This is a genomic window from Kitasatospora sp. NPDC004289 (genome assembly GCF_053602875.1).
In genome coordinates this window covers 1-13,087 of sequence record NZ_JBSGEL010000057.1, presented here as the reverse complement: position 1 = coordinate 13,087, position 13,087 = coordinate 1, and the positions used below count along the sequence as shown (strand labels likewise).

General features: G+C 71.3%; 7 protein-coding genes. 3 read left to right on the top strand and 4 right to left on the bottom strand.

Annotated elements, in window-relative coordinates:
- The first annotated feature begins 230 nt into the window (after positions 1–230).
- Positions 231–1,382 (top strand): globin domain-containing protein, encoded by a 1,152-nt coding sequence (locus ACWEPF_RS29905; RefSeq protein WP_452175004.1) that lies wholly within the window; start codon positions 231–233, stop codon positions 1,380–1,382.
- Between the two features lies 1 nt (position 1,383).
- Here the strand turns inward: ACWEPF_RS29905 and ACWEPF_RS29900 are convergent, their stop codons facing one another.
- The 3 genes from ACWEPF_RS29900 to ACWEPF_RS29890 all read right to left on the bottom strand — a co-directional run bounded on the left by ACWEPF_RS29900 (position 1,384) and on the right by ACWEPF_RS29890 (position 6,230).
- Positions 1,384–1,986 (bottom strand): helix-turn-helix transcriptional regulator, encoded by a 603-nt coding sequence (locus ACWEPF_RS29900; RefSeq protein ID WP_452175003.1) that lies wholly within the window; start codon positions 1,984–1,986, stop codon positions 1,384–1,386.
- Positions 1,987–2,057: 71 nt separating this feature from the next.
- Positions 2,058–3,095 carry an aldose epimerase family protein gene (locus ACWEPF_RS29895; protein WP_345289159.1) on the bottom strand — a complete coding sequence of 346 codons (1,038 nt, stop codon included), beginning with the start codon at positions 3,093–3,095 and terminating at the stop codon, positions 2,058–2,060.
- A gap of 198 nt (positions 3,096–3,293) precedes the next feature.
- Positions 3,294–6,230, bottom strand: coding sequence for a helix-turn-helix transcriptional regulator (locus ACWEPF_RS29890; RefSeq protein ID WP_452175002.1), 2,937 nt, complete (start codon positions 6,228–6,230; stop codon positions 3,294–3,296).
- A 283-nt stretch (positions 6,231–6,513) separates the two neighbouring features.
- On the opposite strand from ACWEPF_RS29890, the gene ACWEPF_RS29885 reads away from it, so the two are divergent.
- The gene (locus ACWEPF_RS29885) at positions 6,514–7,464 is read left to right on the top strand and encodes a terpene synthase family protein (RefSeq protein WP_345289161.1); all 951 of its coding nucleotides are present in this window, start codon (positions 6,514–6,516) and stop codon (positions 7,462–7,464) included.
- A 221-nt stretch (positions 7,465–7,685) separates the two neighbouring features.
- Positions 7,686–9,209: an acetaldehyde dehydrogenase ExaC gene (exaC, locus tag ACWEPF_RS29880; protein WP_452175001.1), complete on the top strand. Its 1,524-nt coding sequence runs from the start codon at positions 7,686–7,688 to the stop codon at positions 9,207–9,209.
- Between the two features lie 31 nt (positions 9,210–9,240).
- Here exaC and ACWEPF_RS29875 read toward each other — a convergent pair whose 3' ends face one another.
- Complete coding sequence (locus ACWEPF_RS29875) at positions 9,241–12,972, bottom strand: hypothetical protein (RefSeq protein ID WP_452175000.1); 3,732 nt, start codon at positions 12,970–12,972, stop codon at positions 9,241–9,243.
- Positions 12,973–13,087: the final 115 nt, after the last annotated feature.

Sequence of the window (13,087 nt, the reverse complement as noted above, 5' to 3'; positions counted from 1 at the left end):
TTGCTCGTGGCCGTCGGGCTCGGGAAGGAACGTAACAGCGGCGCGAGCGGCGCCGAAAGGTCTTGCAGCAAGTTTCTGCAAGAACCGGGGATCGTTACGTCCGCGTGTCCTGCGCGTTGCCGGACGGTGGCGGGGCCGGATCGGCGGAGATCGGGACCTTTGGCCCACTTTTTAAATGGCGATCACCATTTATATTGAGAGCGCAGCCGTCACCCCATCCAGGAGGACCCGTGCTCTCCCCACAGTCGACCGAGACCGTCCGCGCCACCCTGCCCGCCGTCGGCGGGGCCATCGGGGAGATCACCCCGCTGTTCTACTCCAAGCTCTTCGCCGCCCACCCCGAACTGCTCCGCGACCTCTTCAACCGCGGCAACCAGGCCAGCGGCGAGCAGCAGCAGGCACTGGCCGGCTCGATCGCCGCCTACGCCACCCTGCTGGTCGAGCACCCCGAGGTGCGGCCCGGCGCGATGCTGGCCCGGATCGCCCACAAGCACGCCTCGCTCGGCGTCACCGAGGCCCAGTACCAGGTGGTGCACACCCACCTGTTCGCCGCCATCGTCGAGGTGCTCGGCGAGGCCGTCACCCCCGAGGTGGCCGCCGCCTGGGACGAGCTCTACTGGCTGATGGCCGGTGAACTCGTCGCCCTGGAAGCCAAGTTGTACCAGGAGGCCGGCCTGGAGCCCGGCGACGTCTGGCAGTCCATGACCGTCACCGGCCGGCAGGACGAGACCGCCGACGCGGTCTCCTTCACCCTGCGCCGCACCGACGGCGCCCCGGTCGGCGCCTTCCTGCCCGGCCAGTACGTCAGCGTCGGCGTCCGACTCCCGGACGGCGCACGGCAGATCCGGCAGTACAGCCTCTCGGCCGCCCCCGGGCGGGACGAGTGGCGGATCACCGTGAAGCGCGACGGCGAGGTGTCGAGCCGGCTGCACGAGCACCTGGAGGTCGGCGGCGAGCTCACCGTCTCGCACCCCTTCGGCGACCTGGTGCTCCGGGACGGCGACGCGCCGGTGCTGCTCGCCTCCGCCGGCATCGGCTGCACCCCGATGATCGGCATGCTCGACCACCTGGTCCGCACCGGCTCCAAGCGCCGCGTGGTCGCCGTCCACGGCGACCGCTCCCCCGCCGCGCACGCCCACGCCGCGGAGCTGGCCGAGCTCACCGAAGCCCTCCCGCAGGCGGAGCTGCACCGCTGGTACGAGGAGACCGACGGCCTGGTCGACCTCTCCTCCGTCGCCCTGCCCACCGGCGTGCAGGCCTACCTCTGCGGTCCGCTCCCCTTCATGCGGGCGGCCCGCGGGCAGCTGCTGGAGCGCGGCGTCCCGGCGGACGCCATCCACTACGAGGTGTTCGGCCCCGACCTCTGGCTGGCCGGGCAGTAGGTCACCGCGCCCCGGGCAGCTCGATGGTGCAGATGCCCGGGGCGGAGAAGGGGCGCAGGGTGATGCCGGGGGCCAGGGCGTCGAGCAGGCCCTGGTGCACGGCGCAGACCACCTCGGGGTGGCGGGTGGCGTTGGGGGCGAAGGGGCAGCCGTGGAGGAGGACCCGGCGGCCGTCCAGTTCCGGCTCGAAGCCCCAGCGTTCGGCGGCGGCCATCACCTGGTCCGCGAGCGGGGCGTCCGGCGGCGGTGTGCCGGTGCCCCACTCCCGGCCCGCCTGCGACGGGGTGAGCCGGCCGTACCCCTGGGCCAGGATGTCCACCAACTCGCGGTAGGCGTCCAGCTGTTCGCGCTCCGGGGCGGCGGTGTAGCACAGCTTCGGACGGCCCCGGCCGGCCGCCGGTTCGGTGTGCACGGCGACCAGCCCGGCCCGCACCAGGGCGGTCAGGTGCTGCCGGACGGTGGTCAGGTGGAGGCCGACCGCCTCGGCCAGCTGCCGTGCCTCCAACGGCTCGCCGGCCTCCGTCAGCTCCGCCAGCAGCGCGCGGCGGGCCGGCGCGGCCAGCGCCCGGTGCACCTCGCCGCTGCTCTCCGTGCTGCCGTCCATCCGGTCAATATACGGCGAATCGGATGTACCGCTCCTGCCGGCCGGAGGTGCCGTCCTCCGGCGAGCGGCCGTCAGGAGGTGCCGAGGCGGAAGACCGTGACGGAGCGGAACTCCTCGCCCGGGCGCAGCACGGTGCTCGGGTACGAGGGCTGGTGCGGGGAGTCCGGGTGGTGCTGGGTCTCCAGGGCGACGCCGGAGTAGCGGCCGTAGGGCACCCCGCTCGGGCCGGTGACGGCGCCGTCGAAGCCGTTGGCCGTGTAGACCTGGATGCCCGGCTCGGTGGTGAGCACCTCCAGGGTGCGGCCGCTGATCGGGTCCTCCAGGAGGGCCGCGCGGGACGGAGCGGTGCCGCCGTCGTAGCCGCGCAGCACCCAGTTGTGGTCGTAGCCGCCCGCCTCGCCGATCGCCTTCCCGATCGGGCGGGCCGTGGTGAAGTCGAACGGCGTGCCGGCCACCGCCTCGTACGGGCCGAGCGGGATCTGGCGCGCGTCCACCGGGGTGTAGTGGTCGGCCTCCAGGGTGAGCAGGTGGCCGAGGACGTCGCCGGAGCCCTCGCCCGCGAGGTTGAAGTAGGCGTGGTTGGTCAGGTTGACCACCGTGGGGCGGGTGGTGACGGCGTGGTAGGCGATGGTGAGGTCGGCGCCGTCCAGCAGGTAGTCCACGGTGACGTCCAGCGCACCGGGGAAGCCCTGGTCGCCGTCCCGGCTGTGCAGCGTCAGGCGGACGCCGGCGCCCGGCAGTTCGGTGGCCTGCCAGAGGCGGTGGGCGAAGCCGTCGGGGCCGCCGTGCAGGGTCACTCCGTTGCCGGTCGGGGCGAGCGGGTGGTCCTCGCCGTCGACGGTGATCCGGCTGTCGGCGATCCGGTTGGCGTACCGGCCGACGGTCGCCCCGTAGTGGCGCGCCGGGCCGAGCACGGCGGCGAGCTCGTCGGAGGCGAGCAGCACCTGGGCGCTCCGGCCGTCGCGGTCGGGGGCGGTGAGGCCGTGCAGCGTCGCCCCGAGGGAGAGGACCGTGGCCTCGACCGGGCCGCTGCGCAGGGTCCAGCGCTCGATGGCGGCGCCTGCGGCGGTGCGGTCGAACGGCGCGCGGCTTACCTCGGTCTGCGGCATCTGGACGGACCCCTTCGCATGTTCGAACCTGTGCGACTTTGTCGATTTGGACCAAGGCTACCCGCCCAGGGGCGCGAGGAACTGCGCGCGGGGGAACGGCAGCACGTGCAACTGACCGATGTGCCCTCAGTTGCAGGTGCTGCCTTTCCACTGCGCGCAGTTCCTCGCGCCCCTGCGGGGCGCAGCCCTGCCGGTGCGTCAGCTGTCCTTGGGGCGGTCGAGTCCCAGGGCCTCGGCGAGGCCCTCGGGGCCGGTGCCGATCTTCCGGTGGACGGCCGCCAGGCGGCGGTGGACCATGCTCAGCGCCACGTTGAGCTGCTCGGCGATCCGCTGGGGAGGTACTCCTTTGGCGGCGAGCTCGGCGACGCTGCGCTCGTTCTGGCTGAGGGAGTCCTTGCTGAGGGTCCGCAGCCGGTTGGGCCGCAGGCCCGCGCGGGCGAGTTCGCGGCGGGCCTGGGCGACCAGCCCGTCCGCGCCGCAGTTCTGGGCCAGTTCGATGCCCTGGTAGCAGTACTCGGCGGCGTCGTGCAGCCGGCCGGTGCGGATCAGGGCGCCGCCGAGTTCGACCAGGGAGCAGGCGAGTTCGTAGCTGACCGGGGACTGGGTGAGCAGGTTGACGGACTCCTCCAGCCGGTCGACCGCGAACTGGCCGTCCCAGACCGAGGCCTGCATCCGCAGGGCCGCGCCCCGCGCCGAGGCGGTGCCGAACTTCTCCGCCCGGGCGACCGCCTCCGCGGCCAGCTCCCGCGCCTCGTCGGGGCGTTCGGGGGAGATGGCCTTGGCGAGGTGGCCGGTCCACGGGGCCCAGACGGTGTTGTGCCAGCCCCGGCGGTCCAGCTGCTCGCCGACGGTGCGGAAGACCTGGGCCGCTCCGTGGCGGTCGCCCCTGGCGAGCAGCAGCTTGCCGTAGAGGGTCGGCGCGTCGGGCAGCACCATGGCGGTGGGGTGGTACGGCGGTGCGAAGCGGTACTTGCGGGCCAGCTCCCAGGCCTCGTCGACCCGGCCGCGGGCCAGCAGGGTGTCGGCCAGCACGCCGACGGTGTCCCACTGGAGCGGGATGTCCGGGGCGATCCGCTCGGAGAGCCGCAGGCCGCGACGGAGGAAGTCCTCGGCCTCGGCGAGGAGTCCGCGGCGGAACCGGACCAGGCCCATCAGGAAGTAGGAGAACCCTCGGTGCCCACTGCTCCAGCCGGCCACCTCGTACTCGGTGATGGCGTCGGCGAACAGCCGCTCGGCGGTCGCGAGTTGGTCGGTGTAGGTGTAGGTCAGGCCGAGGATGGCGGGGAACTCGAAGCCCCAGGTGTTGTTGCGCCAGCCGAGGCCCTCGGGCAGGCGGTGGCCGTCCATCGCCTGGCCGACCAGGTCGAGCGCGCGGCCCGCGGGCTCGCCGCGCAGCGTCAGGTCCCAGGCCCGCATGGTGTGGACGGCCCGGTCGGAGTCGCCGCGGCCGCTGACCGTGCGGCCCAGCTCGGCCAGCCGGCGCGAGCGGGCCGGGCCGTCGTCCTCGTCGCGCTGCCAGGCGATCCACATGAAGTGCAGCGCCTCCAGCCGCATCCGCCCGGGGCCGGGCGCGGTGTGCTCCGCCTCGGCCCGGCAGACCTCGGCGGCCTCGACCAGCTGTCCGGCGTGCGCCAGCACCTCGGAGAGCCGGAAGGTGGCGTCGACCCGCAGCTCGGCGCTGAGGCCGGGCTCCAGCGCGAGGGCCTGGCGGAGCTGGTGGACGGTGGTCAGGGGGTCCGTCAGGAGGGCGGCGCAGCCCGCCTCGTAGAGCACCTCGGCCCGGACGTCCTCCTCCGGCGGCTCGTACAGCGCGCGCTGGAGACAGCGCAGCGCGGCCTCGGGCGCACCGATCGCCAGGTGCTCGGTGGCGGCCTGGCGGAGCTTGGCCACCATGCCGTCGTCGCCCTCGGGGTGGGTCTCCAGCAGGTGGCGGGAGGCGTCCAGGAGCGAGCCGCCGGAGTGCTCGATGGCGGTGGCGGCCATGCCGTGCATGCCGGTCCGGGTGCTGGGCGGCATGGTCTGGTAGATCGAGGTGCCGATCACCGGGTGGACGAAGTCGAGCCGGCCGGTGGGGCCGGTGGTCAGCACGTGCTGGCGGCGCAGCTGGCGGACGGACTCCTCGGCCTCGGCCGGGCTCTGGGCGCAGATGGTGGCGGCCAGGTCCTGCTTGATGTCGGTGCCGAGCAGGGCGCAGGCCCAGGCGAACCGCAGGACGTTGCTGCCGAGCTTGTCCAGCCAGTACTGCAGCGTCATGCCCTTGGCCGCGGCGGCCAGGTCGCGCAGCTGCTTGACGTTCTCCTCGAAGGGGTCGAGCTGCTGGTCGCGGACCTCGCGCAGCAGGACGGCGACGTCGTACGGGTTCCCCTTGGTGACGGCCCAGACCTCGTGGCAGAACAGGTCCTCGGTCTCCGGGCCGAGTTCGGCCCGGACCAGCTGGCCGACCGAGGTGGGGTTGAGCGGGCGCAGCGCGTGCCGGCGGGTGGCCTGGCCCTCGATCTGCTGCTGGAGCTCGCGGCTCTCCTCGAACTCGTTGCGGTAGGCGAAGACCAGCAGGACCGGCAGCAGCCGGGCCCGGGCGGCGAAGGAGGCCAGCCAGGTGAGCGACTCCTGGTCGGCCCAGTGCAGGTCGTCCACCATCATCACCAGCGGGGCGCGCCGGGGCGCCAGCTGGGTGAGCACGTAGTCCAGCCCGTCGCGGACGCCCTGGGGGTCCATCTGCTCGACCTCGCCGGAGGGCGGGAGCAGGCCGATCGCCGGGCCCACGATGGAGTACCAGCCGCCGAAGACCTCGGACCGCTCGGACTCGGAGAGTCCGCCGAGCACCGGCAGCAGCAGCTGCTTGAGGACGTGGAACGGCTCCTTGGTCTGCCGTTCGCCACCCCGGCCGGAGAGCACGGTGCAGGTCTTGCGGAGCTTGGCCAGCCGGCGGATCTGGTCCATCACGGCGGTCTTGCCGACGCCGGCCGGGGAGGCGTAGACGAGCAGCTCGCCGATCTCGGTGCCACCGGCCTCGAAGTCCTCGCAGAGGCGGTCCAACGCCTGCTCGGCGGTGTGGAGTTCCTCCTCCCGCTCGTGCAGGCGGGCGTGACCGCCGTGCCCGTGACCGTCCCTCGGCCCGCCCTGCTGATCGACCACTGCCAGCCTCCGCTTCGCACCCGTCCCTTGGTCCTGGTGGTGAGCGTAATACCGTGGCCGCCCCCGTGGCGCGCGTTCGCGCAGGCCGGAGCCCACGTTCAGGATTCAGGCCGGACTCCGAGGGCAAATGCCTTGGTACCCCTGCCGTCTGATGATCAGATCGGATAATCTTCGCCCGGAACGGGCGCCGTTGATCATTCAGACGCATACGGCGCAAAGGCTGACACACACAGAGCCGTGGAGAGCGCCAGAACTACGCACAGTACCGAGCGCCTGGAGTCCGATGTCCGACGACAGCTCAGTTGAGCTCCCCTTCCCCCACCGACGCAGCCCCCACCAAGCACAGGCCGCCCGGCACCACGCCGAGTGGCTGCACCGCCACCGTGAACTGGCCGCCTCCACCGGCCAGTTGAGCTACGAGAGGTGGGACGTACCGGAACTGGCGGCGCTGACCTACCCGGAGAGCTCGGCCGAGGACCTCGGGTTGGCCGCTGACCTGATGGGCTTCTACTTCCTCTTCGACGACCAGTTCGACGACGCGCTGGGACGACGCCCCGAAGAGGTCGCCGAGATCTGCGAGCGGCTCACCGCCCTCATGCACAGCCCCAGACCGGTCGGCAGCACCCCCGCCGAACGCGCCTTCTCCGACCTGTGGCGCCGCAGCATCGAGGGCATGTCGCCCCGCTGGAGAGCCAGGGCCGCGTACAACTGGGAGTCCTACTTCGCCTCCCACCCCGCCGAGGCCGCCGGGCGAATAGCCAGCCGACCACCGGACCGTGAAAGCTACCTGATGCTCCGTCGGGGCACCGCCGCGATGGAGACCATCTTCGACATGATCGAGCGGCTGGGGCGCTTCGAGGTGCCGCAGGCCGTGCTGCACCATCCCGTGCTCCGCCAACTCCGCCAGCTGGCGGCCGACATACCCTCCCTCACCAACGATGTCCGCTCCTACGCCCAGGAGTTGGCCCGTGGCGACGTGGCCAACCTGGTGATGATCGTGCAGCGCGAGCGCGACTGCTCTCCCGAGGAAGCCGCCTCCGTGGTCATGGCGGAGGCCCAGCTGATGGCCGACAAGGTCGGCGAGCTGATGAACGAACTGCCCGAAGTCTACCGCCTGTTGCGGCTGACGGTAGCCGATCGTCATGCCGCGCACCGGTACGCCGACGGACTCGGCGCATGGACCGCCGGCTATCTCCGCTGGGAGCTCCGGACCGGTCGGTACGTATCGGGCTGACGTCCCACCAGGTCACCGCCTTCCCTTCCGTCCCCCGCTCCTCCTCCCCCGCTCCCCCTCCTCTCCGAGCTCCACGACGCACCATGGCGGCCCGAGCCCTTCGGGGCTAGGGTCTCGCCCTGGAGTCGCTACCGTGCGTGTCCGGCCGGTGACCCCTGCACCGGTGCGCGTACGTGGTCGTCCCGCAGCTCCACCCTCAGCAGCGAGGAGAGATACCGCCCATGACGGTCTACCAGCCCCCCGGCCAGCCCGGCAGCATCGTCGAGTTCCGCCCCCGCTACGAGCACTGGATCGGCGGCTCCTTCACGCCGCCGGTGCGCGGCGGCTACTTCGAGAACCCCACCCCCGTCACCGGCCGGACCTTCTGCGAGGTGGCCCGGGGCACCGCCGAGGACGTCGAGGCGGCACTCGACGCCGCCCACGCCGCCGCCCCCGCCTGGGGCCGCACCTCACCCGCCGAGCGCGCCCAGGTGCTGCTCCGGGTCGCCGACCGGATCGAGGCCAACCTCGAACGCCTCGCCGTCGCGGAGAGCTGGGAGAACGGCAAGCCGGTCCGCGAGACCCTGGCCGCCGACCTGCCGCTCGGCGTCGACCACCTGCGCTACTTCGCCGGCGCCCTGCGCGCCCAGGAGGGCGGCCTGTCCCAGATCGACGAGGACACCGTCGCCTACCACTTCCACGAGCCGCTGGGCGTGGTCGGCCAGATCATCCCGTGGAACTTCCCGATCCTGATGGCCATCTGGAAGATCGCCCCGGCGCTCGCGGCCGGCAACGCGGTGGTCCTCAAGCCCGCCGAGCAGACCCCCGCCTCCGTCCTGCTGCTGATGGAGCTGGTGGCCGACCTGCTCCCGCCGGGCGTGGTCAACGTGGTCACCGGCTTCGGCGAGGAGGCGGGCAAGCCGCTGGCCTCCTCCCCGCGGATCCGCAAGATCTCCTTCACCGGCGAGACCTCCACCGGCCGCCTGATCAGCCAGTACGCCGGACCGAACCTCATCCCGGTCTCCCTGGAGCTCGGCGGCAAGAGCCCCAACCTCTTCTTCTCCGACGTGGCGGACCGTCAGGACGCCTTCTACGACAAGGCCCTGGAGGGCTTCGCGCTCTTCGCCCTCAACCAGGGCGAGGTCTGCACCTGCCCCAGCCGGGCCCTGATCCAGTCCTCGATCTACGACCGCTTCCTCGGCGACGGCCTGGAGCGGGTCCGCGCCATGCGCCAGGGCAACCCGCTCGACACCGAGACCCAGATCGGCGCCCAGGCCAGCGCCGAACAGCTCGCCAAGATCCTCGCCTACCTGGAGATCGGCCAGGCCGAGGGCGCCAAGCTCCTGACCGGCGGTGAGCGGGCCGAGCTGGACGGCGACCTGGCGGGCGGCTACTACGTCACCCCGACCGTCTTCGAGGGCGACAACTCCATGCGGATCTTCCAGGAGGAGATCTTCGGCCCCGTCGTCGCCGTCACCCGCTTCGACGACTTCGACGACGGCATCGCCCTCGCCAACGACACCGCCTACGGCCTCGGCGCCGGCGTCTGGTCCCGCGACGGCTCCACCGCCTACCGCGCCGGCCGCGCCATCCAGGCCGGCCGGGTCTGGACCAACTGCTACCACGCCTACCCGGCCCACGCGGCCTTCGGCGGCTACAAGAACTCCGGCATCGGCCGCGAGACCCACAAGATGCTCCTGGAGCACTACCAGCAGACCAAGAACCTCCTGGTCTCCTACTCCCCCGACGCCCTCGGCTTCTTCTAGGACCCACCCCTGAGACCCCGTCAGGCCCGGGTCACCTCCGACCACCCGGGCCTGACGGCCTCCCGTCCCGCTCCAGCACGATCACCTCGTAACCGGCACCGACCACCAGCTCACCGCCGGGGGCAAAGGCGACCGCTCCGGGCCGAGCCGGCAGCTGGATATCGTCCAACAGTGCTCCATCCCGCAGATTCCAGATCTGTACGGCAGAGTGGTCGGCCGTCAGGGCCACGGGCATGCCGTCCAGGACGCCGAACGCCACAGCGGACACTCCACCATTACCGAGCTGACACCACTGCTTCCGAGTGCGGAGGTCCCACACCTGAGTGCCATGGCGGATAGTGGCGGCCAGCACCACAGGGACCGGTCCAACGGCGCCGTATGCCATCGCGTCGACTTGGCCCACCTGTCCCTCCAGATCACCGATCCAGGTCATCTCCGTGAGGTCCCAAACTCCGATCCTCCGCCCGCTGCCCGGATAGTCGGCGACCACCGCCACCGGCCGCCCGTCCAGTAGGGCCCAAGCCAAGGCTTCGACACCGAACCGCCCGCTCACTTCAAAGGTTCCGCCGATCCGCAGGGATCCCAGATCCCACTGGCCCATCCGCCTTCCGCCAGTGTGGTGCACGACCACGGGGTTGCTCTCGATGTGGCCGACGGCCAGCGGCGATCCGTAGCTACCCTCGGTGCACCCGGCCTCCGATCCGTCCGCGAGGCTCCACATACGAACGGTCCTGTCGCGCCCGCTGGTAATCGCAACCGGCCTCCCCATGACCGTCGTACAGGTCACCTCCTCCACCCAGGCGGTGTGCCCTTCGAGACGACGCAGCTCCCGACCGGACGAAACGTCCCACACCCGAGCGGTGTGGTCGTGACTCGCCGACACCACGGCGGGGGAACCGTCCAGCACCGTGCAGGCAAGCGCCGACACCGTGCTCGCATGCCCGTGCAGCTCGAGCTCCTCCGGTCGCTCCTCCAATCTCCACAGGCGGACCGAGCCATCGCTGCTGGAACTGGCAGCCACTGGCCATCCGTCGGCGTAGGAGATCGCGATGGAACGGACCCAGTCAGCGTGGCCATTGAGACGGGCCAGCAACCGACCCGCGGGCCCTGCGGCCCGTTCTCTCAACTCCATGGAACCGTCTGCGTAACCCAGCACCATGACAGCGCGACCGTCGAGTTCCGCGAAGGCGAGCGCGGTGATCCATCCCGGTGCGAGGTCGCAGGAGAAGACCACTCTCCCGGTGTCCGGATCGCGGAACTGGAGTGCCCCACCCCGGAATCCCAGCGCAATCAGGTCGACACCGTCCTGAACGACGCTGGCCATCGCCTCACAGCCCTCTGAGTCGCCAAGCTCCACCCAGGCCCCTGTGTCCACGTTCAAGAGTCGGACCGCACCGGACGGCTGTTGGACCAACGCGGAAGGTTCTCCTCGAACTCTCGTGCCGAGCAGGTCCAGGTGCAGGCGGACTGCACTCGGATGCCCCGGAAGCTCTCGCCGGAGCTGACCGGACGCCAGTTCGCGGACCCAGGCCGAGCCGTCGCGCGAGCAACCCACGATCAGCATCTGGTCGTGCCCCTGCACACAGGACAGAGCCGCCACGATGGGCCCCGTATATCCCTCACTGGCCCACTCCGCGACCTCGGCCTCGGTCCGCACGGCGAAGTTGTGAAGCTCCGTGGTGCGCACGAGGTCCCAGACACGCACCGTTCCATCGTCGGCACCCGTCACTACGAGCATCACCCCGTCCACTTCGACGGAGTGAATTGCCGTCACTGTCCTGGTATGCCCGTCCAACGACGCCAGGCAGACCTGCCCCGCCGGATCCCAGATCTCCACCGGTCCGCCGTCTCGAGCGATGAGCACGGCCGGCGCCCCGTCGAACTCAACAGCGAGCAGTGGATCGCCGGACCACGAGCTCAACTCCCCTCGGTACAAAGTGCTCGTCTGAGACCCGGTCGCCCATCTGGGCTTCCACACCAGCCGCTCGCCAAGCGCCCTCCGGTACTCCTCCAATCGGTACCGCGCCGAGTCCACAGCCATGACCTGTGTCCGCTCGTGGACGCAGAGATGCCGATAGAGGTGGGCCGAGGTCCGGTACATCGTGCGGACTCGCTGCGCGTGCGCGCCTTCGACGCCCTCCATCGCCGCCACCAGCGGATCGGGCTCGGCGTGGACCACGAACCACGGGTCTTCGAGGAGACGCCCCAGATCTCCCGACGCTGCGGCGTGACCGGCCAGGTGCGCTCGGACATACGGGTGCGCGCGCTCCCAGTCGAGGTCACGGGTTTCGGCCCTGGCCGCTACCGAGTCGATCAGGGCAGCCGTCATCCGGCGCTGGTCCTCACCCCTGCGCCGGGGATCGCGCAAGTGCTCGGCCAACGCCTCGTGGTACAGCCGGAACACCGACCTGCCCTCACTGACCGGCACCTCCACGACGTACGAACCCGCCTGCCTCAACAGCCAGTTCACGTCAGCGTCGGTGCACTTCTCGCCCGAGAGGGCCGCCGCCAGTGGAGCCCACAACGAGTCCCACGGAAGACCGGACCCTTCCGCGTAGGCCAACGGTCGCAACAGCCACCGCACTCGATCCTCGTCCTCGCCGTACCGGGCCAGGTAGGCGTCGAAGGCCTGTCCCACCTCCGAGGGAAGCTGCTCCTCCCAGCCCGGCCGGGACTGATCAATGGTCAAGTCCCCGTGCAGCAGCGCCCGGACGGTCATCCTGGCGACCAGGAAGGAGCGGCCAGCCCGCCGGGCCACTGCCTTGGCCAACGCCGCCCGCTCGGGCTCCGCGACCTCACCCGGCATCGCGGCGAGCGTGCGCCGCGCGTACTCCTCGATGTCATCGCGGCCGGTGTACGCATCCGTGTCCAGGTCGAGGACCTCCACGCCACGCCCCAGGTCGGGAATCGTCGTCCGACGCGTCCCGATCAGCAGGCGCAGCCGGGGCAGCACCGACATGGGGCGGAGCAACTCCCTGGCGATACGCTGTGGTTCTCTCCCTTCGACGCCAGTGCCGGCCTCGTCCAGGGCGTCGATCAGCACGGTCCGGAGCGAGCCCTCGTACGCGGCGAGGCTGGCGAGCAGCTGTGAAGGAGTGTCGGCTTCGACGTCCAAAGCGACTGCCAGCCGCGTCGTGAGCTGCTCCAGGGTGGTGCCGTGCGCGTGCACCGAGGCCGTCACCACATCCGGCGGCGGCAGCAGGTGTGCGGGGGCTTCGGGGTGGTCCGGCCGGGCCAGGGCCAGTAGCCGTCCCAGGACCGCGGACTTGCCGGAGCCCGGATCGCCAGTCACTACCCGGGCCCGGCGGTCGTGGACGGGATCGCGCAGCCATCCCGCGAGCGAGGCCAAAGCCTGGCGTCGGCCGGTGAACCAGTCGCCCCGTTCACTGACGTACTCGACCCCGCGCCCCCGGGGCTCGAAGTGCGCGGTCCACTCCCGCTGGGACTGGACGTCCATGGCGCCGTCGGGCAGACCGGGGCGGTACCTGGGGTTGGGCAGGAACGGCGGGACGGCCCGGCCGGAGACCGCGTGGTAGCTGGCGCTCTGGTCCGAACCGTGCTCTCGGAGGTGGTCGTTCACCTGGCTGGTCACAGTGGCGATGTCGAGGTAGCGCTGGCGCATCCCAGCGGTGGCTTCGCGGACCGCCGCCTCCAAAGCGGTCACGAAGGCGTGGTCGTAGGCGAGTTCCCTGGAGCGGGCGGAAGCCACCAACCAAAGGCCGTCGGCATCCCGCGGGCGCTCGTCCACCAGTTGGCCGGCCACCACGGCGACCTCGGCCGCACCTAGTGGCTTGGCTCGGATCTTTGGACGGGGAACAGCTGATGGTCAGTGCGGGGTGAGACTGTTTCCGCATGGTTCATGCGGCTGATGGTGGTGC

What these genes read in the sequence shown, in the direction of transcription:
- ACWEPF_RS29900 (WP_452175003.1), bottom strand. Translation starts at nt 1,986, where the DNA reads ATGGACGGCAGCACGGAGAGCAGCGGCGAGGTGCACCGGGCGCTGGCC.
- exaC (WP_452175001.1), top strand. Translation starts at nt 7,686, where the DNA reads ATGACGGTCTACCAGCCCCCCGGCCAGCCCGGCAGCATCGTCGAGTTC.
- ACWEPF_RS29895 (WP_345289159.1), bottom strand. Translation starts at nt 3,095, where the DNA reads ATGCCGCAGACCGAGGTAAGCCGCGCGCCGTTCGACCGCACCGCCGCA.
- ACWEPF_RS29885 (WP_345289161.1), top strand. Translation starts at nt 6,514, where the DNA reads ATGTCCGACGACAGCTCAGTTGAGCTCCCCTTCCCCCACCGACGCAGC.